Genomic DNA, 21822 nt, shown 5'->3' with positions numbered 1-21822 from the left:
CCGCCTCGCGCGTGTCCTCCCGTACCCCGCACCGAGCAGGCCCTCCGTCCTATCGTGGGTCCATGACCACGACGTACGCGGCCCTGTTGCGCGGAATCAATGTGAGCGGCCACAAACGGATCCCGATGGCAGACCTCCGTGAGCTGCTCTCCGAGCTGGGCCACGACGAGGTCCGTACCTATCTGCAGAGCGGCAACGCCGTGTTCACCAGTGGGTCGGACGACGAGAGCGCCCTCGCCGCCGCGCTGGAGCGCGCCATCGACCAGCGCTTCGGGTTCACCGTCGACTGTCTGGTACGCGACGCCGCGTATCTGCGGGAGGTGGCCGAAGCCTGTCCGTTCCCCGCGGCGACCCTGGAGGGCAAGCAGCTCCATGTCACGTTCTTCTCCGAGCACGTGGACCCCGGGCGTCTCGCCTCGCTCGACCAGGACACCTATCTCCCCGAGGAGTTCCGGCTGGGCGACCGCGCGCTGTATCTGTACGTACCCAACGGCCTCGGCCGTTCCAAGCTCGCCGAAGCACTGGCGAAACCCGCCCTGTTCAAGGGCGTCACCGCCACCAGCCGCAACTGGAACACCGTCCGCAAGCTGGTGGAGCTGACCCGTGGCTGACCGTACGCACCCGGTCTCCGCGGTCTCCGCCGCCATCGAGGCCGAACTGCGCCTCCTCGACCCGGCGGTCCGCTCCTCCACGGCCCTCCTCGCGGAGCTGTTTCACCCCGAGTTCAGGGAGTTCGGCTCCTCCGGCCGGAAATGGGACCGCGATTCGATCATCGGCGCGCTCACGGCGGAGGACGCTCCCGCGCCCCGGCCCATCACGACCTCCGAGATGAGAGGCGTCCAGCTCGCGTCCGACGTCGTGCATCTGACCTTCGACACCGAGCTCAACGGCCGCCGAGCCCACCGCAGTTCACTGTGGCGGCTGACCGACGACGGCTGGCTGCTCTACTTCCACCAGGGCACACCGTTCAGTCCCGGGGAGGAACCGGGCTGACCCCCGGCCACCGTCCACGCGCACCGCGGCGCGTCACACCGTGGCGAGCGCCTCCAGGCCGCTCATGTCCTCGGCGGACAGCCGGATCTCCGCGGCGGCCAGATTCTGGTCCAGATGGGCGGGCGAGCCGGTGCCGGGGGTGGGACACAGCACCGGGGAGCGGTGCAGCAGCCAGGCCAGGGCGATCTGCCCGCCGGTCGCTCCATGGCGGGCGGCGACGGAGCCGAGCGCCGTCGCGGCGTCGCCGGCCAGCGCGCCGTTGGCCAGCGGGAACCACGGCAGGAACGCGAGACCGTGTGCCTCGCACAGGTCCAGCACCGCCGCCGACGCGCGGTCCAGGAGATTGAAGCGGTTCTGCACCGAGGCGATCCCGGTCAGGGAGAGCGCCCGCTCCAGTTGGCCGGCGGTGACGGTGTCCAGACCGATATGGCGGATCTTGCCCTCCCGCCGCAGCTCGTCCAGGGCGCCCAGCTGCTCGTCCATCGGCACCCCGGGATCCAGCCGGTGCAGCTGGTACAGGTCGATCGTGTCCGTACGCAGCCGGCGCAGACTCGCCTCGCACATCGCCCGCAGCTGCTCGGGGCGGCCCGCGATGTGCCAGGCGCTGTCGCTCGTACGCACCACGCCCCCCTTGGTCGCCACGACCAGGCCCGCCGGATACGGGTGCAGGGCCTCGGCGACCAGCTCCTCCGCCAGCCACGGACCGTAGTTGTCCGCCGTGTCGATGAGCGTCACTCCGCGCTCGACGGCCCGCCGGAGCACGGCGACGGCCTCCGCGCGCTCGCCACGCGGCCCCCAGTAGCCGGGCCCGGTCAGCTGCGCGGTACCGAATCCGAGACGTCGTATCCGAAGGTCTCCGCCCAGCGGAAAGGTGTTCTGGCCCATCCCGGGACCGTACCCGAGCCCGCTCAGGCGAGCCGGGCCAGTGCCGTGCGGTCTTCCGCGGCCGACGCGCGGTCGTAGCGCCGCAGCAGGAGCCGCGCCAGCTCCGGCGCCGCGCCCAGCACCCCGGCCAGCACATCGGCGCCGGCCTCCCTGGCCCCGGCCGCGATGCGGTCGGGGAGGAAGCCGGGGGCGATGACGTACGGCGCGACGGCGATCCGCCGTACGCCCTCTGCCCGCAGCTCGCGCACCGCGTCCTCGGTGCGCGGAAGGGATGCGGAGGCGAACGCAGGCCGCACGGCGCACCAGCCGGCGCACCGCCACTCCCGCGCGATTTCAGCGATCACTGCGATCGCCTCCGGGTCGGAGGTGCCCGCCGAGGCCAGTACGACCCCGGTCGAGGGCTTGTCGGCCGGCGTGAGCCCGGCCTCGTACAGCCGCCGCTCCAGCGCGTCGCTGAGCAGCGGCGACGGGCCCAGCACCTCGGCCTGCCGGATCCGCAGCAGCGGATGGCGGGAGGACGCCTCGTGCAGGACCGCCGGGATGTCGGCCTTGGCGTGGAAGGCGCGCGTCAGCAGCAGCGGCTGGGCCACCACGTCCCGTACGCCCTCCCGCGCCAGCCGGTCCAGCAGCCGCGGCACGGACGGGGCGTTGAAGTCCAGGAAGCCGGTCTCCACGCGCAGCCCCGGCCGCAGCGACCGCACGCGCCCGGTGAGGGCGTGCACGGTCGCCGCGTGCCGGGGATCACGGCTGCCGTGGGCGATGACGAGCAGTACGGGGGATTGGTGCACGGTGCATCAGCTCTTCACGAGAAGACCGCGGTTGCGCAGGACCCATCGCTCCAGCGGGCTGAAGATCAGCAGGTCGATGGCGATACCGACGATCAGGATCAGGAAGATGGCGAGGAACACCATCGGCATACTGCTGGCCGTACGGCCGTTCTCCAGCAGCTGGCCGAGCCCCACGCCGAGATCCGGCGAGGACGCGATGATCTCCGCGGCCATCAGCGAGCGCCACGAGAACGCCCAGCCCTGCTTCAGCCCCGCCAGATATCCGGGCAGCGCGGCCGGCATGACGATGTGCCAGGTGCCCCGCAGCCCGGTGGCGCCCAGGGTGCGCCCGGCCCGCAGGAACAGCGGCGGCACCTGGTCGACACCGGAGACAAGACCGTTGGCGATCGAGGGGACCGCGCCGAGCAGGATGACGGCGTACATCATCGAGTCGTTGAGACCCAGCCAGATCACGGCCGGCGGCACCCAGGCCACCGACGGCAGCGACTGGAGCCCCGACAGGATCGGGCCGATCGCGGCCCGGACGAATTTCACCCGGGCGACCAGCAGCCCCAGCGGGGTGCCGATCACCAGCGCCAGCAGGAAGCCCAGCAGACCGCGCGAGACGCTGGTCCAGATGTAGCCGAGCAGGGTGCCCTGCGCCCAGGCGTCGGACAACTCGCCCCACACCGCGGACGGCGACGGCAGCCGGTAGTCGTCGGTGACCTTCGCCCAGACGAGGATCTGCCACACCACCAGCACCAGCAGCACGGCGAGGACGGGCGGCAGGACCTTCTGGACCAGGGTCTGCCGCAGCGGCGTACGACCGGTCTGTACGGTGTCCAGCGCGTCGAGACCGGCCTCGAGACCGGCCAGGTCGTGCCGCCCTGCCACGTCCTTCGGCGCCGTGTCCTCCGGCGTCGTCGTCTCAGTGCTGGCCATGGCGGCGGATCTCCCCACGCAGTTCTTCGGTGATCTCCACAGACAGTTCCGCGACGGCGCTGTCCTCGATACGGCGCGGCTGCGGGATGTCCACGCGCCACTCACGGGCCACCCGGCCGGGCCGCGACGACAGCAGGACGACGCGCTCGGCGAGCCGTACCGCCTCCCGCACGTTGTGCGTGACGAACAGCACCGACAGGTTCGTCTCGCGCCAGATCCGGGTCAGCTCGTCGTGCAGCACATCCCGGGTGATGGCGTCGAGCGCCGCGAACGGCTCGTCCATCAGCAGCAGCCTGCTGTCCTGGGCGAGCGCGCGGGCCAGTGCGACCCGCTGGCGCATACCGCCCGACAGCTCGTGCACCCGCTTGCCGAACGCGCCGTCCAGCCGGACGAGCCCGAGCAGCCGCTCGGCCTCACCGCGCCGCTCCTGCTTGGGCACCCCGCGCAGCCGCAGTGCCAGTTCGATGTTCTTGCCCGCGGTCAGCCACGGGAACAGCGCGTGCTCCTGGAACATCAGGGACGGCCGTCCGCCGGGTGTCTCGATGGACCCGGCGGACGGGCGGTCGAGCCCCGCGACCAGATTGAGCAGCGTCGACTTGCCGCAGCCCGAGGCGCCCAGGAGGGTGACGAACTCGCCCGGGGCGACATCGAGTGTGATGTCGTCCAGCACGAGCTGCTGCCCGGCGGGCGTCGCGAAGGACTTCGAGACGTGCGCGATACGGGCGGCGTGGTCCACCGCCGGGGTGCTCTCGGCGGCCTTGGCGAGTGTCGAAGCCATGGTCGTCACCTCCTGGGACGGGGTGGATGCGGTGGTTACTTGACGCCGAGACCGGCGTCGGCGACCTCGGGCTGACCGGCGGCCTTGAGCACCTCGTTGAGGGGCTTCAGGTCGTAGATGCCGGCCAGATCGGGCTTCTCCAGCAGACCGGCCTTGACCGCGTGGTCGGCCTCCGCCTGGAGCGTGGCGGCCAGCGGGTCATTGGTGATCTGGATGGACGCCCACGCCGGGTCGAGGACCTCGGGCGGCAGCGCCTTGCCGGAGAGCGTCTTCAGCGCCTCGTTGGCGGACGCCTTCGCCTGGTCCTGGTTGGCGTTGATCCACTCGTTGGTCTTCACCGAGCCGCGCAGTACGGCCGCGACCACGTCCGGGTGCTCCTCGAGGAACTTCTGCGACACGATGATGTTCGTGATCACGAACTTCTTGTCCGGCCACAGGTCGGACTCGTTGAGCAGCTCCTTGGCGCCCTCGGCGACCAGCTTGGACGCGGTCGGCTCCGGCACCCAGGCGCCGTCGATGGAGCCGGACTTGTAGGCGTCCGGGGTGATCTTGTTGTCCGTACGGACGACGGAGACATCGCCCTTGCCGGACTGCGCGTCGACCTTCCAGCCCTTCTCGGAGACCCAGTTGAGGAACGCCACGTCCTGCGTGTTGCCCAGCTGCGGGGTGGCGATCTTCTTGCCCTTGACATCGTCCAGGGTCTTGATCTTCTTCGGGTTGACGACGAGCTTCACCCCGCCCGAGGCGGAGCCGCCGATGATGCGCAGGCTGGTGCCCTTGGTCTGGGTGTAGCCGTTGATGGCGGGGGAGGGGCCGATGAAGCCGATGTCGATACTGCCCGCGTTCAGGGCCTCGATCTCGGAGGGGCCCGCGTTGAAGGTCGACGGCGCCACCTTCGTACCGCCCAGCTCCTTCTGGAACAGGCCCTCCTGGATGCCCACCAGCGCGGTGGCGTGGGTGAGGTTCGGGAAGTAGCCGATCTTCACGGTGGAGGCCGAGAGGGCCTTGCCCGTGGCGGCGGGGGCGGCCTTGTCCTCCTCCTTGTCGGAGGCGGAGCCGTAACCGCAGGAGCTCAGCACGACGGCGAGCAGTGGAAGCGAGACCGCCGCGGTGAGGCGGTGGCGCGAAGTGGTGCGAATGGCAGGCACGGGAGGTTTTCCCCTCGTTGGCCCGGTCCCTACGCCCTTCGGGAGTACGGGGGCGCGGCCGGGAAGTCGGCAGGTCTTCGGCGGTGCGGGTACGGCGGGTGGGGGGTGCGGGCGCGCGAGCGGTGCGCGTACGTCATCGCGCACATCGCGCCACCCCGCCCGTTCCCGCGCCGAGTGCGCCGCTGCCGACGCGGCCGCCCTCCTTCGCGAAGGTCGCGTAGATGTCTATGGCCATCAGAAGTCCCAGCCCTCTTCGTTGTCGGCCGCCGGCGTCACGGGGGCCTCGGCGGCGAAGGCCTCGCCCGCCATGCCGGCGCTCAGCGTCGTGCCGTCCGCGGGGTCGATCAGCAGGAAGGAGCCCGTACGGCGGGAGTCCGCGTACGGGTCGAGCGCGAGCGGCTCCGCGGTACGGACCGTGACCCGGCCGATGTCGTTGGCGACGAGCTGCCCGGGGGCCGGGTGCTGGGACAGATCGTCCAGGGTCAGCCGGGACGGGATGTCCTTCACGATCGCCTTGACCGTACGGGTGGTGTGCTTGAGCAGCACCCGCTGGCCCACGGTGAGCGGCTGGTCGGCGACATGGCAGACGGTCGCCTCGACATCTTGGGTCGTGGCGGGGACGTCCGCGCTGGGGGCGATCAGATCGCCGCGCGAGACGTCGATGTCGTCGGTGAGCCGGACGGTCACGGACTGCGGGGCCCAGGCGATGTCCACGCTCTCGCCGAGCGCGTCGATCCCCTCGATGGTGCTCGTACGGCCCGAGGGCAGGACGGTCACCGGGTCGCCGACGCGCAGCACCCCTGAGGCGATCTGCCCCGCGTAGCCGCGGTAGTCGGGATGCTCGGCGGTCTGCGGGCGGATCACGTACTGCACCGGGAAACGGGCCGGGCAGTGCGCCAGGTCATGGCTGACCGGCACGGTCTCCAGATGCTCCAGCACGGTCGGGCCGCCGTACCAGTCCATGTGCGCGGACGGCTCCACGACATTGTCGCCGGCCAGCGCCGAGATCGGGATCGCGGTGATCTCGGGGACGCCGAGGGAGGCCGCGTACGCCGTGAACTCCTCGGCGATGGCGGCGAATACGGGCTCCGCGTACGCGACCAGGTCCATCTTGTTGACGGCGAGGACCACGTGCGGGACACGCAGCAGGGCGGCCACCGCGGCATGCCGGCGGGTCTGCTCGACCACGCCGTTACGGGCGTCCACGAGGACCACGGCCAGCTCGGCGGTGGACGCGCCGGTCACCATGTTCCGGGTGTACTGCACATGCCCGGGGGTGTCCGCGAGGATGAACCGCCGCCGGGGCGTGGCGAAGTACCGGTAGGCGACGTCGATCGTGATGCCCTGCTCGCGCTCGGCCCGCAGGCCGTCGGTGAGCAGCGCCAGGTCGGGCGCCTCCTGGCCGCGGCTGCGGGAGGCGTGCGCGACGGCCTCCAGCTGGTCGGTCAGCACCGACTTGGAGTCGTGCAGCAGCCGGCCCACCAGGGTGGACTTGCCGTCGTCGACGGAGCCCGCGGTGGCGAAGCGCAGCAGTGTGGTGGCCGACAGCCGCTCGGTGGTGCTCGTCATGGCTAGAAGTACCCTTCGCGCTTGCGGTCTTCCATCGCTGCCTCGGACATCTTGTCGTCGGCGCGGGTCGCGCCGCGCTCGGTGAGCCGGGAGGCGGCGATCTCGGCGATCACCGCGTCGAGCGTGGTGGCGTCGGAGTCGACGGCACCCGTGCAGGACATGTCGCCGACCGTGCGGTAGCGCACGAGGCGCTTCTCGACGCTCTCGCCGTCCTTGGCGCCACCCCAGTCACCGGCGGTCAGCCACATCCCGCCGCGCCGGAAGACCTCGCGCTCGTGGGCGAAGTAGATCTGCGGAAGCTCGATCTCCTCCCGGGCGATGTACTGCCAGACGTCCAGCTCGGTCCAGTTGGAGAGCGGGAAGACGCGGACATGCTCGCCGGGGGCGTGCCGGCCGTTGTAGAGCTGCCACAGCTCGGGCCGCTGACGGCGCGGATCCCACTGCGAGAACTCGTCACGCAGCGAGAACACCCGCTCCTTGGCGCGGGCCTTCTCCTCGTCGCGCCGGCCGCCGCCGAAGACCGCGTCGAACCGCTCGGCCTGGATCTTCTCGGTGAGCGGCACGGTCTGCAGCGGATTACGGGTGCCGTCGGGGCGCTCGCGCAGCTTTCCCGCGTCGATGTACTCCTGTACGGACGCGACATGCAGCCGCAGTCCGTGCCGGTCCACCGTGCGGTCGCGGTACTCCAGCACCTCGGGGAAGTTGTGCCCGGTGTCCACGTGCAGCAGCGAGAACGGCACCGGCGCGGGCGCGAACGCCTTCAGCGCCAGATGCAGCATGACGATCGAGTCCTTGCCGCCGGAGAAGAGGATCACCGGCCGCTCGAACTCGCCCGCCACCTCGCGGAAGATGTGCACCGCCTCGGACTCCAGGGCGTCCAGGTGGCTCAGGGCGTACGGGGCGTCCGTGCCCTCGCTGACGGTCGCGACGGTGGTCACGCGAGACCCCTCTCGGTGAGCAGCGCGTGGAGCGCGGCGGCGGACTCCTGCACGGACTGGGTGTGCGACTCGATCCGCAGGTCCGGCGATTCCGGGGCCTCGTAGGGGTCGTCGACCCCGGTGAGCCCGGAGATCTCGCCGGCCGCCTGCTTGGCGTACAGCCCCTTCACATCGCGCACGGAGCACACCTCGACCGGCGTGGCCACATGCACCTCCAGATAGCCGGTGCCCGCGGTCTGATGACGCTTGCGCACCGCCTCACGGCTGTCCGCGTACGGCGCGATCACCGGGACCAGCGCCTTGACGCCGTTCGCCGCCAGCAGCTGGGCGACGAAGCCGATGCGCTGCACATTGGTGTGCCGGTCCTCGCGGCTGAAGCCGAGGCCCGCCGAGAGGAACTCCCTGATCTCGTCGCCGTCGAGCACCTCGACGCGGTGGCCCCCGGCGCGGAGCCGGCCCGCCAGTTCGTACGCGACAGTGGTTTTGCCCGCGCTCGGCAGACCGGTGAGCCAGATCGTCGCGCCCTGCTCCGTCACGCTCAACCGCTCCTCCTGAAGCTCCTGACCGGCCGTCATCCGTGCAGCCCGCATTCGGTCTTGGACCGGCCCGCCCAGCGGCCGGCGCGCGCGTCCTCGCCCGCCAGGACCCTGCGGGTGCAGGGGGCGCAGCCCACCGAGGCGTAACCGTCCGTCAGCAGCGGGTTGGTGAGGACGCCGTGCTCGGTGACGTACGCGTCGACGTCGTCCTGGGTCCAGCGGGCGATCGGGGAGACCTTGATCTTGCGGCGCTTCTCGTCCCAGCCGACGACCGGGGTGCCGGCCCGGGTCGGGGACTCGTCGCGGCGCAGTCCGGTGGCCCAGGCGTCGTAGCCGGTCAGGCCCTCTTCGAGGGGCTTGACCTTGCGCAGGGCGCAGCACAGGTCGGGATCGCGGTCATGCAGCTTCGGGCCGTGCTCGGCGTCCTGTTCCGCGACGGTCCTGCGCGGGGTGAGGGTGATGACGTTGACGTCCATGACGGCGTCCACGGCGTCGCGGGTGCCGATCGTCTCGGGGAAGTGATAGCCGGTGTCGAGGAAGACCACATCGACGCCGGGCCTGACCCGGGAGGCGAGATGCGCGACCACCGCGTCCTCCATCGAGGACGTCACGCAGAAGCGTTCGCCGAAGGTGTCCACGGCCCAGCTGAGGATCTCCAGGGCCGAGGCGTCTTCGAGGTCGCGGCCCGCCCGCTCGGCGAGGCCCTTCGGATCGTCCGTCTCCGCCTGTGTCGTCATATCTCTTCGCCTCCGTCGCTCCGCTGAAGTCCACGGGAGAGCAGCCCGAGGAACTTCAGCTGGAAGGCGCGGTTGCATGCCGCGCATTCCCAGGCGCCATGACCCTGCTCGTTGGGACGCAGATCCTCGTCGCCGCAGTAGGGGCAGTAGAAGGGGGCGGCGCGCTCACTCATGCGTCCTCCTCCGTCGCAGGCTGGTGGGCATCGTTCACGACAGCGCCTCCGCGTCGGCCCGCGCCGCCCAGGTGGCGAAGCGCTCGCCCTCCTCGCGCTCCTTCTGGAAGCGGCCGAGCACCCGCTCGACATAGTCGGGCAGCTCGTCGGAGGTGACCTTCAGACCGCGGACCTTGCGGCCGAAGCCGGGCTCCAGGCCCAGCGCGCCGCCCAGGTGCACCTGGAAGCCCTCGACCTGGTTGCCGTCCTTGTCGAGCATCAACTGGCCCTTGAGACCGATGTCCGCCGTCTGGATACGGGCGCAGGCGTTGGGGCAGCCGTTGATGTTGATGGTGATCGGCTCGTCGAACTCCGGGATCCGGCGCTCCAGTTCGTCGATCAGCGTGGCGCCGCGCTTCTTGGTCTCCACGATCGCCAGCTTGCAGAACTCGATGCCGGTGCAGGCCATGGTGCCGCGGCGGAACGGCGAGGGACTGACCCGCAGGTCCAGCGCTTCGAGGCCGGCCACCAGGGAGTCGATCCGGTCCTCGGTCACATCGAGGACGATCATCTTCTGCTCGACGGTGGTACGCAGCCGGCCGGAGCCGTGCGCCGCGGCCAGCTCGGCGATCCTCGTCAGCGTGGCGCCGTCCACCCGGCCGACGCGCGGTGCGAACCCCACGTAGAAGCGGCCGTCCCGCTGGCGGTGCACCCCGACGTGGTCGCGCCACGTGTGCACCGGCTGCGCCGGAGCGGGGCCGTCGACCAGCGGGCGCTTGAGGTACTCCTCCTCCAGGATCCGGCGGAACTTCTCCGTACCCCAGTCGGCGACGAGGAACTTCAGCCGGGCGCGGGTGCGCAGCCGGCGGTAGCCGTAGTCGCGGAAGATCGAGATGACCCCGGTGTAGACGTCGGCGACCTCCTCCAGCGGTACCCAGGCGCCGAGCCGCTGGCCGATCTTGGGGTTGGTGGAGAGCCCGCCGCCCACCCACAGGTCGAAGCCGGGGCCGTGCTCCGGGTGGACCACGCCGACGAACGCGATGTCGTTGATCTCGTGTGCCACGTCCAGCAGCGGCGATCCGGAGACCGCCGACTTGAACTTGCGCGGCAGATTGGAGAAGTCGGGGTTGCCGATGATCCGGCGGTGGATCTCCTCGATCGCGGGGGTGCCGTCGATGATCTCGTCCTCGGCGATTCCGGCGACCGGGGAGCCGAGGATCACCCGGGGGGTGTCACCGCAGGCCTCGGTCGTGGAGAGTCCCACCGCTTCGAGGCGGTTCCAGATCTCCGGTACGTCCTCGATCCGGATCCAGTGGAACTGCACGTTCTGCCGGTCGGTGAGGTCGGCGGTGCCCCGCGCGAACTCCTGCGAGATCTCCCCGATGACCCGCAGCTGCTCGGTGGTCAGCCGGCCGCCGTCGATCCGTACCCGCAGCATGAAGTACTCGTCGTCCAGCTCCTCCGGCTCCAGGATCGCGGTCTTGCCGCCGTCGATCCCGGGCTTGCGCTGGGTGTACAGACCCCACCAGCGCATCCGGCCGCGCAGATCGTTGGGGTCGATCGAGTCGAAACCGGCCTTGGAGTAGATGGTCTCGATGCGTGTCCGCACGTTGAGACCGTCGTCGTCCTTCTTGAACTGCTCATTGCCGTTGAGCGGAGTGAAGTGACCCACGGCCCACTGACCCTCGCCGCGGTGACGGCTCACCTTGCGGCGGGGTGTGGGTGCGGACGGCTTTTCCGGGGTGGCGGCCATGGCGGGTACGTCCTTCGAGGCTGCAGGAGGGCGGCTTTGAGCCGCACACTCGCGCGCGGAGGCGCGGAAGTGCGCGGCGGTGCGCAGCAGGGGCGGCTAAAAGGGATCGCGGGCGGTGCTCGGGCTCTCAGCTCGCGCGACAGATGGCGCTGGACACGCGGCCGAGGTCGACGTGCCGCCGACTCACCAAGGCAATTCCAGCTCGAGACATGACGGAAGCGTGTCACGGGGGTCTCGGGGCAGTCCACCACTATCCACGATGTGGACCGGACTGTCCCGTTCTGTGGGATGATGTGGCGCCCGTCACGGTCCGCGACGGGTGGCCGGTTTCCGTTCAGGCACCCGGCCAGGGGCCGGGAGCCGCTGTCTCGGGCTCCTCCTCGACCTTCGTGTCGAACAGCGTGAAGCCGCGGCGCAGATAGTTGTCCATCGCGTGCGGGCCGTCCTTGGAGCAGGTGTGCAGCCAGACCCGCTTGGTCGGCGCCAGCCCCGGCCACCGCTCGGCCAGGTCCCAGGCGCGCGCCACCCCGTACGACAGCAGATGGCCGCCTATCCGCCGGCCGCGGAAGGCCGGGATCAGCCCGAAGTACGCGATCTCGACCGTGCCGGCGTCCTGCGCCGCCAGCTCGATATAGCCGGCCGGGGTTCCCCTCTCGTACGCGGCCCAGGTCTCCACGCCGGGCCGCGCCAGGGCGTCCTGCCACTGCGCGTACGTCAGGGAGAGCCGGTCGGTCCACCGGACGTCCCCGCCGACGGCCGTGTACAGGAACCGGCTGAACTCCGGCGAGGGCACCTCGGCCCGTACGATCCGCACCTCGCCGGAGGGCTCTGCGGCAGGCCGCAGATCGGCGGGCGAGGTCTGTTCCAGGGACCAGGTGGTCACAGTGATGCTCATATGCGCCAGAAAACCACGCGCCGGGGCCCGGAGCCGAACGTGCCCCTGACCGGCGCTCTACGAGCCCGGCGGGCGGCGCGCGCTCAGCACCGCGGGGGCCGTCGAGTGCGGCAGCAGATCCGCCCGCTCGTCCGGCCGGACCACCCGGACGTCGATCTCGTCGCCGAAGCGGTAGGGACGGTGCGCCAGCACGCCCGACAGATGGCGCCGCACCCGCGACATCTCGGCCCGTACGGTCCCGGCGCGGCCGGGGTCGCCGAAGACGTCGGCGGCCAGCTGCGCCGCGCTCCGGCCGTCCCGGTGCACGGCCAGGACGTACAGCAGCTCGGCATGGCGCGGGGTCAGCTCCTGGGTCCAGCTGCCCGCGGACCCGGACACGGCGACCGACCAGCGCCGGGGGCGGCTCAGATCCAGCACCACCCGGCTCGGCGTCTCCGTCGGCGGCCGCTCCTCGTCCACCTGTATCAGCCAGCCGCCGGGCAGCGGCTCGACCGTGCACATGCCCAGTGAGGGCTGCCAGACCCGGCCGGCCCCGAACGACTTCGGCAGCGGCAGCCGGTCCACCGGCGGCATGCCCGTGACCCCCGCCGTCCAGCCGTTCGTGTCGACCGCCAGCGCACGCCCGCCGAGCCGGCACAGGAGCGGCGCCGCCACCGAGCGGAGCCGCTCCACGGCCCGCCCGTGCCGCTCGCGCATCTCGCTCTCGGCGAGCCGGGCGACCGAGCTGACCAGCGCCAGGGTCGTCGGATGGAAGCCGGTGGCCGGGCCGCTCACATCCACCACACCCAGCAGCCGCCCGTCCCGCGGATCGTGCACCGGAGCCGCCGCACAGGTCCAGGCGTGCAGGGAACGCGCGAAGTGCTCGGCCGAGTGGACCCGCACCGGCCGGCGCACGGCCAGGGCCGTACCGACGGCATTGGTTCCCGTGGCGTGCTCGGCCCAGGCCGCGCCTTCTTCGAGACGGATCCCGTTCGCCTGGCGCAGCACGGTGAGGCAGCCTTCCCGCCACAGCACGCGCCCCTCGTCGTCGGTGACCACGATGATCTGCCGGGAGGCGTCGGCGACAGCGCCGAGCGACCCGGTGAGCGTGCGCATCGCCTCACCCAGCGCGGGGGCCCGCCGGCGGTGCTCCAGCTCGTCCCGGTCCAGCAGTTCCCCGCCGGTGGACCGGTCGGGATCCAGCCCCATCCGGAACATCCGCTGCCAGGACGCCCCGATCACCGGCCGGGGAGCCACCGGCGGCCGCTCGCCGGCGAGGGCGGCGTCCCGTACCTGGTGCAGCAGCCGAGTGGCCTGCGCGCCGTCCATGGCCATGAGCCTCGTCAGGTCAAGCCCTCTGTCCTGCGGCCGTACGTCCTTCAGTGGTATGCCCTTCAGCGGTATGTCTTTCATCTGGGTCCTTCGGATATCCACTGCAACTGCTTGCAACTCTGGCAAACCACGGGCAGGCGTATGAAAGTGACAATAAGTCAGGGGTGGTGCCGTGTCGGCGCAGCACCACCCCTGGCTCCCGTGCGTGTTCCGTCAGCCGAGCGTGTCCGGCCGGCCGACGGGCCGTCAGCCGACGGGCCGCGCCCGGTCCACGACCGACGCCAGATCGAGCGTGTGCGGCAGCGTGCCGAAGGCCGCACCCCAGTCCCCGCCGAGCCGTGACGCGCAGAACGCGTCCGACACCTCCGGCGGCGCCCACCGCACCAGCAGTGAGCCCTGGAGCACCAGCGCCATCCGCTCCACCAGCCGGCGGGCCCGCGCCTCGATCCCGTCCAGATCGGCCAGCTCGGTCAGCAGATCCTTGATCGCGCCGTCCAGCCGGTGATCGGCGCCGCGCGCCGTGCCCACCTCCTGGAGGAAGCCGTTCAGCGCCTCCGGCTCCCGCTGGAGCGCCCGCAGCACATCCAGCGCCTGCACATTCCCCGAGCCCTCCCAGATCGAGTTGAGCGGCGACTCACGCAGCAGCCGCGGCATGCCGGACTCCTCCACGTAGCCGTTGCCGCCCAGACATTCCAGGGCCTCGGCGGCGACCGGCGTACACCGCTTGGTCACCCAGTACTTGGCGGCCGGGACCGCGAGCCGCAGAAAGGCCCGCTCCCGCTCCGCGCCGTCGCCGCCGCCCTGGACGGTGTCGTACGCCGACGCCAGCCGCAGCGCGAGCGTCGTCGCCGCCTCCGACTCCAGCGCCAGATCCGCCAGCACGTTCCGCATCAGCGGCTTGTCGATCAGCTCGCCGCCGAACGCGCTGCGATACGTGGCGTGGTGGACCGCCTGCGCCACGGACTGCCGCATCAGCGCGGCCGAGCCCACCACACAGTCGAGCCGGGTCGCCGCCACCATCTCGATGATGGTGCGCACCCCACGGCCCTCCTCACCGACCCGGCGGGCCCAGGTGGAGTCGAACTCCACCTCGCTCGACGCGTTGGAGCGGTTGCCCAGCTTCTCCTTGAGGCGCTGGAGACGGAACACATTGCGCGTCCCGTCCGCCAGGACCCGGGGCACGAGGAAACAGGTGAGTCCGCCGGGCGCCTGCGCCAGCACCAGAAAGCCGTCGCACATCGGCGCGGAACAGAACCACTTGTGCCCGGTGAGCAGATACTCGCCCGCGGCGTCCAGCGGCCGCGCGCTCGTCGTATTGGCGCGCACATCGCTGCCGCCCTGCTTCTCCGTCATGCCCATCCCGAAGAGCGCGCCGGCCTTCTCGGCGGCGGGCCGCAGCCCCGGCTCGTACCGGTGGGAGGTCAGCCTCGGCTCCCACTCGGCGGCGAGCGCCGGATCGGTGCGCAGCGCGGGCACCGCGGCATGTGTCATGGACAGCGGACAGCCGTTTCCGGCCTCCGCCTGCGTCCACACCAGAAAGCCGGCCGCGCGGCGCAGATGTCCGCCGGGCCTGCCCCAGGCGTCGGTCAGTCCCGCGGAGACCGCCGTCCCGAGCAGTTGATGCCAGGCGGGATGGAAGTCGACTTCGTCGATCCGGTTGCCGTAGCGGTCGTGGGTGCGCAGCGCCGGTGGGTTCTCGTTGGCCTGCGCACCCCACTCCTGGGCTTCGGCGGATCCGGCGGTGCGGCCGAGCGCCGACAGCTCCGTGCGGGTCTCGTCGAGAAGGCCGGGCGCGCTGTGCCGCTCGACGCCCTCCGTGAGGACCCGGTCGGCGCTGAAGACGTCGTACCCCACCAGGGGCGGGACCTGGTTGGTCACTGTGTGGGTGGTGGCTGCCATGCCGCTACGGTAAGGAGGTGCAGGCAGCAAATGAAACACCCGAGCGGCCAGCGGGTCGACTCCACCGGGCCCGAGTCCTCTACCGCGACGTCTCCAAGCGGAAGATGGCCTGGTTGCTGCTGAAGGACACCGTCAACTCGTGCATCGAGTACCGCATCCTCGGCCTCGCGGCCGAGGCGGCGTTCTTCACGCTGCTCTCGCTGCCGCCCCTGCTGCTCGGCCTGATCGGTCTGCTCGGGTACGTGGACGACTGGACGAGCACCACCACGGTCGCGTCCATCGAGAAGAACATCCTCGCGGCGGCCGGCACGGTGCTCTCGCCCCGCGGTGTCGACGAGATCGCCAAACCCCTGCTGGCGGACATCACCCACGGCGGGCGGCCGGATGTCATCTCCCTCGGCTTCGCCATCGCGCTCTGGTCGGGCTCCCGGGCGGTGAATGTCTTTGTCGACACCATCACCGTGATGTACGGGCTCGACGGCCGCCGCGGCATCGTGGCGACGCGGCTGCTCGCCTTCCTGCTCTACATCGTGGCGCTGCTGATCGGCGCGGTGGTGCTGCCGCTGGCGGTCGTCGGGCCCGACCGCGTCGTGGAGTTGATCCCCTGGGGCACGGAGGTCGTCTCCGTCCTCTACTGGCCGGTGGTGATCCTGCTCTCGATCGCCTTCCTCACCACGCTCTACCACGTGTCCGTACCGGCGCGGTCCCGGTGGATCGAGGACGTACCCGGCGCGCTGGTCGCCCTCGGTATGTGGGTGCTGGGCAGCTTCCTGCTCCGGATCTATCTCACCAGCACGGTCGAGGGCCCCACCATCTACGGCTCCCTCGCCGCGCCCATCGCCGTACTGCTCTGGATCGGTATCTCCGCGTTCGCGGTGCTGGTGGGCGCGGCCGTCAACGCCGCGATCGACCGGGTCTGGCCGTCCGTCGCCACGGCCGCGGCCCGGGCCGCCCAGGAACGTCTGCGCTCCGCCCAGGCGGCGGAGCTGATGGCCCGCGCGGTCGCCTCGGCGGACGCACAGGACGACGACGTGACCGATCCCGACATGCCCTCGGAATTCCCGGAGCGATGGTCCACGTTCCTGCCGCCCGACGATGTGAGGTCCCGGGTGAGGCGCCGGCTGCGCCGGGGCCGCGACAAGGGCGAGAGCAAGAAGGCCCAGGACAGCAAGGTCCAGGACAGCAAGGTCCAGGACAGCAAGGCCCAGGGCGACGGCCAGGACCGGGGCGACGACAAGGACCCGGGAACGTAGCCGGGAGCCGTACGGGCGGGAGGGGTCTAGCCTCGTCCCCATGTACGAGGAACGGGCGTCGCGGCTCGACGGCGCGGTGGTCTGGACGCGGACCGTGACGGCCGACGAAGGATCCACTCCCTATCCCGTGCTGCCCGACGGCTGTATGGACCTGCTGTGGACCGGCGGCAGGCTGCTGGTCGCGGGACCTGACACCCATGCGTACGCCCCCGAGGGCATCACCGGGCTGCACTGCGCCGGAGTGCGCTTCGCACCCGGGTCCGCGCCCGCGCTCCTCGGCGTTCCGGCGCACGAGCTGCGCGACCGGCGGGTGGAGCTGGCCGATCTCTGGTCCCCGGCCGAGGTGCGCGCACTCACCGGCCGGCTCGCGGCCGCTGCCGACCCCGTGGCCGCGCTGGAAGCCGTGGCGCTGCGGCGGGCCGCCGCGGCCGGTCCGCCCGACCCGCTGCCGCGGGCCGTCGTCGACGGGCTGAACGCGGGCCGTACGGTCGCAGCGACGGCGGACGCGGTCGGCCTCGGCGCCCGGCAGCTGTACCGGCGCTCCCTGGACGCCTTCGGCTACGGGCCCAAGACCCTCGCCCGGGTGCTGCGGCTCCAGCGCGCCCTGACGCTCGTACGGGCCGGGACGCCGTACGCCGAGGCGGCGCTCGCCGCGGGCTGCGCCGACCAGGCGCATCTCGCGCGGGAGACACGCGATCTGGCCGGGCTCACGCTCGGCGCCTACACGGCGTTGGCGAACAGCGAGACCGCACAGCCGTCCGGGTCGAGGACCACCGCGTAACGCTGCCCCCAGAACGCGTCCCAGGGCTTGAGATGCCCCCGGTAACCGGCCCCGGCCAGCGCCTCGTACGTGGCGTCCACCTCGGCGGGGCTGTCGCAGAGGAAGGCGAGCCCGATCCGCTCGCCGCCCGAGGGCCGGGTCCAGCCGGGGTCGTAGGAGCGGACGGTCTCCTCGGTGTCCCACAGGATGCGCAGGCCGCTGGGCAGGGACGCCTCCGCGTGGGGCGCGGCGTCGGCGTCGGCGGGCAGATCCAGGCCCAGCCGGCGGTAGAAGGCGAGAGAGGCGGCCATGTCGGAGACGACCAGGCCGATCGCGTCGAGTCGTGGAGTCATGTGCCCACCGTAGGAGCGGCGGCCCGCGCGGGTCTTGAACGAATCGGACGTCATGGGGTCGTAAGAGCCCAGGGCGGCACACCGGGTCGCCCGCCCGAGGAGACTGGCGCTGTGCACACCATCCTGGTCGTCGACGACGATCCGACCGTCGCCGAGGTCGTCACCGGCTATCTGGAACGGGCCGGCTTCGCCGTGGACCGCGCGGCCGACGGGCCCGAGGCCCTGCGGCTCGCCGCCGGCTCCCCGCCCGCCCTGGTGGTACTCGATCTGATGCTGCCCGGTATGGACGGCCTGGAGGTGTTCCGGAGACTGCGGGACAGCGGCCCGGTGCCGGTGATCATGCTGACCGCGCGCGGAGACGAGTGACGGGCGGCTGCCGCTTCGAGGTCACCCTCCCGGCGGCGGCCACGGGTTAGGGGGTGTCCGGCAGTCTGCCCGGCGGAACGGACACGGTGGAACGGACACGGCGGGCCGCGCGTGTGCGCGGCCCGCCGGTTGTCCAAGAGAGGATCAAGCAGATGAAGCGTGTTGGAGCTTAGATGATGGTGGCGCCGTAGACGCTGAGGGGCTCAGTGACCGGCTGGAAGAACGTGGTGCCACCGGAGGAGCAGTTGCCGCTGCCGCCCGAGGTCAGACCGATCGCGGTGTTGCCGGAGAAGAGCGCGCCACCGCTGTCGCCGGGCTCGGCGCAGACGTTGGTCTGGATCATGCCGTAGACGACCTGGCCGCCACCGTAGTTGACGGTCGCGTTGAGGCCGGTGACCGTACCGGAGTGGACGCCCGTGGTGGAGCCACTGCGCGTCACGCCCAGGCCGACGGACGCGTTGGCGGCACCGGTGATCTCACGGTACGTGCCGTTGTACAGGTAGACCCGGCCGTCGGCCGCGCCCTGGTTGGAGTGGCGGATGATGCCGTAGTCGTTGGTCGGGAAGCTCGTACCGGCCGTGGTGCCGATGTTCCAGCTGCTGCCGATGTTGGTGCAGTGTCCGGCGGTCAGGGCGTAGTTCGTGGCGCCGACCCTGACGTTGAAGCCGAGGGAACAGCGGCTGCCGCCGGTGGTGATGGCCTCGCCGCCCGCGATGAGCTTGCTGAACTTGCCGGTGGTGTGCTGGATCCTGATGCCCGCGGCGGTGTCGGCCACGGAGTTCTTGATCTTGTTGATCTCAGCAGCGGAGACGGTGCTGTCGACGGTGACGACGACCTTGCCGGAGGCCTTGTCGGTGTACCAGGCGGTACCGGCGACGTCCGCACCGCGGACGGCGGAGCTGGCGTCGGCGAGCTGGGCCGCGGAGGCCACGGGGGCCGGCGCGGGGGCCGCGATGGCAGACGGGGCCGCAAGCGCGACGGCGGTCACCAGGCCGGAGGCGACGGCGAGAAGCCGAGCTCGACTGGGCACCGCGCTGAGGGGGGAAAGGCGCTTGAAGGTCACAACATCCTCCATAGGGGGGAACTCGCGGCCCGTTGGGTAAGCGTGCCGCTGCCGTGCGATCGTCCACCGCCATTCGGTTTTGGCCGTGGACCTGTCAACCGCACGTCTGAATCGTTGACTCCGTTTGGTTCCGCGACAAGGCCGACTTCTGGACCGGCGGCGCAGATCCGCCGTCGCCGTGCGAAGTCCTTCCGCAGGTCGGCGTGTTACCGGCGCCCGATGGAGCCGCCGGTGGCCGGTCAGTGAATTGCTGCAAAGCCCGCGCCGACGGCAAAGTGACCGGTCGGCGAACGCCGACACCCCTGCGGAGCACGGCGATTGGGCGGCGAAGTCATTCGGCCACCCGGCGGGGCGTCACAAACACACATGGTTCACCGTGGGTACTGGATGTATGACGCAGCGAATCCGCGCGGCCGGTCCGCGACGGCCGGACGCCCCGTATCTCTGGTCGCCCGCCGCCCGTTTGTGCGAAGTACCACCGAATTGCCCTCGTGTTGATCATGGCTGAATCTGATCGGTCCGTGGGGGTGGCGGCGGCAAGCGGTTCACGGATTCGACCGACAGGACGGTCTTGCGGAGCCCTGTGACGTGTGCTGCCGGTGGTGCGACCGTGGCGCGGCCGACGGGCCGGCCGACGCACACCGGGGAGCTCGCGTGTCTACAGGGCGCTGTACACCGCGTCGATCAGCGTCATTTTCCGTGGATCGTCCGCGATGTGAGGGCCCATCCGATTCATGACGTATCCCAGGCTCACACCCGCCTCCGGGTCGGCGAGTCCGCAGGAGCCGCCGAAGCCGTCGTGCCCGAACGCCCTCGGGTTGGGGCCGTACGAGCCGTTCGGCCCGCTCAGCCACAGCCCGAGGCCGACCTCCGTCTCGTGAGCGAAGCCCGCGCCCAGCACCAGGTCCCGGCAGCTGCCCTGCCCCTCGCGGACCCGCTCGGCGGCCTCCGGGGAGAGCACGCGGCGGTCACCGGAGCGTCCCTGGGCGGCGAAGATCCCGTACAGCGCGGCGACCGCGCGGGCCGTGCCATGACCGTTCGCGGCCGGGATCTCGGCCGCGCGCCACGCCGCGGTGTTGGCATGGGCGGCGCCGGCCGCGGGGTTGCCCAGGGCCGCCAGGGCGACCGGACCCAGCTGCCCGAAGACGGTGGCCTGTTCACCGGTGAGCGCGGCCTGCGGATGCACCAGCTCGGCGGCGCGGCCCGCCTCCCGCGCCGGCAGCCCGATGGTGAAGTCGATCCCGAGCGGCCCGGTCACCTCCTGCCGCAGGAAGGCCCCCGGCAGCAGGCCCGTGAGACGCCGGACCACCTCGCCCACCAGGAAGCCGTACGTCAGCGCGTGATAGCCGGACCGGGTGCCCGGCTCCCACCAGGGCTCCGTCGCCGCCAGCCGGGAGGTGGTCAACTCCCAGTCGTAGAGCTGCTCGATGGTGTGCGGCTCGCGCAGCCCCGCCAGTCCCGCGCGGTGCGAGAGCAGATGCCGTACGAGCACGGACTCCTTGCCGGCCGCGGCGAACTCCGGCCAGTACGTGGCGACCGGCGCGTCCGGGTCGAGCACTCCGCGGTCGATCAGCAGATGCGCGCACAGGGACGTCGGCCCCTTGGTCGTCGACCACACATTGACCAGGGTCTCCCGCTCCCAGGGCCGTTCCCGCGCGCCGTCGGCCCAGCCGCCCCACAGGTCGACCACGGTCTCCCCGTCGGCCAGCACGGTGACGGCGGCGCCCAGTTCGTCGCGCTCGTGGAAGTTCCGCTCGAACGCGGCACGCACCGCGGCGAACCGTTCGTCGCAGTGCCCCTCTATCCGTACTGATCCCTCCGGCATGTGACCCCTCCGTCGCTCCGGGCGGGCCGGTCGCCCGCTGAGATTCGGCCGTCAGGAACATACCGACTGGTCGGACCAGAGGGAACGCCCCGGGCGGCCGCTTCGGGCGGCGGCATCAAGTTGCCGGGCCCGTACGGGGGTAGGAGGGTGAGTCAAGAACGTCAGCGGCCCGTCGAGAGGAGTGATCAGAATGCCCCGAGGCTCCAGCCCCAAGCGCGAGCGTCAGTACGAGCACATCAAGGACAGCGCGCGTCAGCGCGGGGAAAGCACCGAGCGCGCCGAGGAGATCGCCGCACGGACGGTGAACAAGGAACGGGCCCGCTCCGGCGAGTCCCGTACCGCGAGCAAGGTCTCGACCGACGACATGTCGTCCGCCAAGCGCGGCGGACAGCGCTCGCACAGCGGCTCCGAGGGCCCTACGTACGACCAGCTGTACGCTGAGGCGCAGCGGCGCAACATCCACGGGCGCTCGTCCATGAACAAGGCCGAGCTGCGACGCGAACTGGGCCGCTGACCACGGAGCCGTCATGAGCAGCGAAGTCCAGATCCTTGTCGCCGTGGCCGCCCTCCTCGTGGCACTCACCCTCGGGGTCGCGATCACCCTGGCCGTCCGGCTGGTGCGGGCCCGGCGCACCCTGCGCGCGGCGGGCGTGCCCGTCCGGAACCGCTGGGTGTTCTGGGGAGCCATGGTCTATCTCGTACTCCCCACGGACCTGATGCCGGATCCGGTGTTCCTCGACGACATCGGCGTGCTGCTGCTGGCGCTGCGCTCCCTGCGCTCGGCCGGGGCGAAGGTGCCGTACGCCCCCCGGCTCGGGCGGGTGGAGGACGCTCCCCGCTGAGAGCCGGTCGGATGACAGGCTCGGAGCCGGGCGCCCGCGCCCGTACGCGGTCAAGGG

24 protein-coding genes and 1 pseudogene are annotated in these 21822 nt (G+C 71.3%); 7 read left to right on the top strand and 18 right to left on the bottom strand.

Annotated features, from left to right (window positions below; all coding sequences use genetic code 11):
* Window positions 1-62: 62 nt before the first annotated feature.
* Entirely contained in the window at window positions 63-611 is a 549-nt protein-coding gene (locus tag ACFVWW_RS06910) for a DUF1697 domain-containing protein (protein ID WP_386876333.1), read from the top strand.
* The gene (locus ACFVWW_RS06905; RefSeq protein ID WP_384188942.1) at window positions 604-993 is read left to right on the top strand and encodes a DUF4440 domain-containing protein; all 390 of its coding nucleotides are present in this window, start codon (window positions 604-606) and stop codon (window positions 991-993) included. The genes ACFVWW_RS06910 and ACFVWW_RS06905 overlap by 8 nt, the downstream gene beginning before the upstream one ends.
* Window positions 994-1026: 33 nt before the next feature.
* Here the strand turns inward: ACFVWW_RS06905 and ACFVWW_RS06900 are convergent, their stop codons facing one another.
* The 15 genes from ACFVWW_RS06900 to ACFVWW_RS06830 all read right to left on the bottom strand — a co-directional run bounded on the left by ACFVWW_RS06900 (window position 1027) and on the right by ACFVWW_RS06830 (window position 15303).
* Window positions 1027-1878 carry an aldo/keto reductase gene (locus tag ACFVWW_RS06900; protein ID WP_386876331.1) on the bottom strand — a complete coding sequence of 284 codons (852 nt, stop codon included), beginning with the start codon at window positions 1876-1878 and terminating at the stop codon, window positions 1027-1029.
* 23 nt (window positions 1879-1901) lie between these two features.
* Window positions 1902-2666 carry a sirohydrochlorin chelatase gene (locus ACFVWW_RS06895; RefSeq protein ID WP_386876329.1) on the bottom strand — a complete coding sequence of 255 codons (765 nt, stop codon included), beginning with the start codon at window positions 2664-2666 and terminating at the stop codon, window positions 1902-1904.
* A gap of 6 nt (window positions 2667-2672) precedes the next feature.
* Complete coding sequence (locus ACFVWW_RS06890; RefSeq protein WP_386876327.1) at window positions 2673-3587, bottom strand: ABC transporter permease; 915 nt, start codon at window positions 3585-3587, stop codon at window positions 2673-2675.
* Window positions 3574-4365: an ABC transporter ATP-binding protein gene (locus ACFVWW_RS06885; RefSeq protein WP_384188934.1), complete on the bottom strand. Its 792-nt coding sequence runs from the start codon at window positions 4363-4365 to the stop codon at window positions 3574-3576. The genes ACFVWW_RS06890 and ACFVWW_RS06885 overlap by 14 nt, the downstream gene beginning before the upstream one ends.
* A 35-nt stretch (window positions 4366-4400) precedes the next feature.
* Window positions 4401-5513 (bottom strand): aliphatic sulfonate ABC transporter substrate-binding protein, encoded by a 1113-nt coding sequence (locus ACFVWW_RS06880; protein ID WP_386876325.1) that lies wholly within the window; start codon window positions 5511-5513, stop codon window positions 4401-4403.
* Window positions 5514-5747: 234 nt separating this feature from the next.
* Window positions 5748-7082, bottom strand: coding sequence for a sulfate adenylyltransferase subunit 1 (locus ACFVWW_RS06875; RefSeq protein ID WP_386876323.1), 1335 nt, complete (start codon window positions 7080-7082; stop codon window positions 5748-5750).
* A gap of 2 nt (window positions 7083-7084) precedes the next feature.
* Window positions 7085-8020 carry a sulfate adenylyltransferase subunit CysD gene (gene cysD / locus ACFVWW_RS06870; RefSeq protein WP_384188929.1) on the bottom strand — a complete coding sequence of 312 codons (936 nt, stop codon included), beginning with the start codon at window positions 8018-8020 and terminating at the stop codon, window positions 7085-7087.
* Window positions 8017-8562, bottom strand: a complete 546-nt coding sequence (gene cysC / locus ACFVWW_RS06865; protein ID WP_384188927.1) for an adenylyl-sulfate kinase — start codon at window positions 8560-8562, stop codon at window positions 8017-8019. The genes cysD and cysC overlap by 4 nt, the downstream gene beginning before the upstream one ends.
* Before the next feature lie 29 nt (window positions 8563-8591).
* Window positions 8592-9293, bottom strand: coding sequence for a phosphoadenylyl-sulfate reductase (locus tag ACFVWW_RS06860; RefSeq protein WP_384188925.1), 702 nt, complete (start codon window positions 9291-9293; stop codon window positions 8592-8594).
* Complete coding sequence (locus ACFVWW_RS06855; RefSeq protein WP_165371890.1) at window positions 9290-9466, bottom strand: hypothetical protein; 177 nt, start codon at window positions 9464-9466, stop codon at window positions 9290-9292. The genes ACFVWW_RS06860 and ACFVWW_RS06855 overlap by 4 nt, the downstream gene beginning before the upstream one ends.
* A gap of 34 nt (window positions 9467-9500) precedes the next feature.
* Window positions 9501-11198: a nitrite/sulfite reductase gene (locus ACFVWW_RS06850; protein WP_386876320.1), complete on the bottom strand. Its 1698-nt coding sequence runs from the start codon at window positions 11196-11198 to the stop codon at window positions 9501-9503.
* A 127-nt stretch (window positions 11199-11325) separates the two neighbouring features.
* Complete coding sequence (locus tag ACFVWW_RS06845; protein ID WP_384189026.1) at window positions 11326-11409, bottom strand: putative leader peptide; 84 nt, start codon at window positions 11407-11409, stop codon at window positions 11326-11328.
* Window positions 11410-11532: 123 nt separating this feature from the next.
* The gene (locus tag ACFVWW_RS06840; protein WP_386876318.1) at window positions 11533-12093 is read right to left on the bottom strand and encodes a GNAT family N-acetyltransferase; all 561 of its coding nucleotides are present in this window, start codon (window positions 12091-12093) and stop codon (window positions 11533-11535) included.
* 57 nt (window positions 12094-12150) lie between these two features.
* Window positions 12151-13485, bottom strand: a complete 1335-nt coding sequence (locus tag ACFVWW_RS06835; protein ID WP_384188920.1) for a GAF domain-containing protein — start codon at window positions 13483-13485, stop codon at window positions 12151-12153.
* A 165-nt stretch (window positions 13486-13650) separates the two neighbouring features.
* Window positions 13651-15303, bottom strand: a complete 1653-nt coding sequence (locus ACFVWW_RS06830; RefSeq protein WP_384188918.1) for an acyl-CoA dehydrogenase family protein — start codon at window positions 15301-15303, stop codon at window positions 13651-13653.
* A 17-nt stretch (window positions 15304-15320) separates the two neighbouring features.
* Here ACFVWW_RS06830 and ACFVWW_RS06825 point away from each other — a divergent pair, with 17 nt between their 5' ends.
* Both ACFVWW_RS06825 and ACFVWW_RS06820 read left to right on the top strand, forming a co-directional pair.
* Complete coding sequence (locus tag ACFVWW_RS06825; RefSeq protein ID WP_386876315.1) at window positions 15321-16556, top strand: YihY/virulence factor BrkB family protein; 1236 nt, start codon at window positions 15321-15323, stop codon at window positions 16554-16556.
* Between the two features lie 40 nt (window positions 16557-16596).
* Window positions 16597-17337 (top strand): DUF6597 domain-containing transcriptional factor, encoded by a 741-nt coding sequence (locus ACFVWW_RS06820; RefSeq protein WP_384329276.1) that lies wholly within the window; start codon window positions 16597-16599, stop codon window positions 17335-17337.
* Here ACFVWW_RS06820 and ACFVWW_RS06815 read toward each other — a convergent pair.
* A complete protein-coding gene (locus ACFVWW_RS06815) occupies window positions 17277-17669 on the bottom strand; it encodes a VOC family protein (protein WP_386876313.1) in 393 nt (130 codons plus the stop codon). The genes ACFVWW_RS06820 and ACFVWW_RS06815 overlap by 61 nt on opposite strands.
* Window positions 17670-17780: 111 nt before the next feature.
* Between ACFVWW_RS06815 and ACFVWW_RS06810 the strand changes: the two are divergent.
* Window positions 17781-18032 (top strand): annotated as a pseudogene (locus tag ACFVWW_RS06810) (response regulator); the annotation flags it as partial.
* 172 nt (window positions 18033-18204) lie between these two features.
* Here ACFVWW_RS06810 and ACFVWW_RS06805 read toward each other — a convergent pair.
* Together ACFVWW_RS06805 and ACFVWW_RS06800 are read right to left on the bottom strand one after the other, a co-directional pair.
* The gene (locus ACFVWW_RS06805) at window positions 18205-19098 is read right to left on the bottom strand and encodes a S1 family peptidase (protein WP_384187080.1); all 894 of its coding nucleotides are present in this window, start codon (window positions 19096-19098) and stop codon (window positions 18205-18207) included.
* 658 nt (window positions 19099-19756) lie between these two features.
* A complete protein-coding gene (locus tag ACFVWW_RS06800; protein WP_386876310.1) occupies window positions 19757-20923 on the bottom strand; it encodes a serine hydrolase domain-containing protein in 1167 nt (388 codons plus the stop codon).
* Between the two features lie 190 nt (window positions 20924-21113).
* Here ACFVWW_RS06800 and ACFVWW_RS06795 point away from each other — a divergent pair, with 190 nt between their 5' ends.
* The gene (locus ACFVWW_RS06795; RefSeq protein ID WP_384329270.1) at window positions 21114-21437 is read left to right on the top strand and encodes a plasmid stabilization protein; all 324 of its coding nucleotides are present in this window, start codon (window positions 21114-21116) and stop codon (window positions 21435-21437) included.
* 13 nt (window positions 21438-21450) lie between these two features.
* Window positions 21451-21765, top strand: coding sequence for a DUF1232 domain-containing protein (locus ACFVWW_RS06790; RefSeq protein WP_384329267.1), 315 nt, complete (start codon window positions 21451-21453; stop codon window positions 21763-21765).
* Window positions 21766-21822 lie beyond the last annotated feature (57 nt).

The organism is Streptomyces sp. NPDC058198, from assembly GCF_042882605.1.
In the GTDB taxonomy this organism is placed as follows: Bacteria; Actinomycetota; Actinomycetes; order Streptomycetales; family Streptomycetaceae; genus Streptomyces.
The sequence above is the reverse complement of the archived record's forward strand: the minus strand, read 5'-3'. Positions and strand labels throughout refer to the sequence as shown.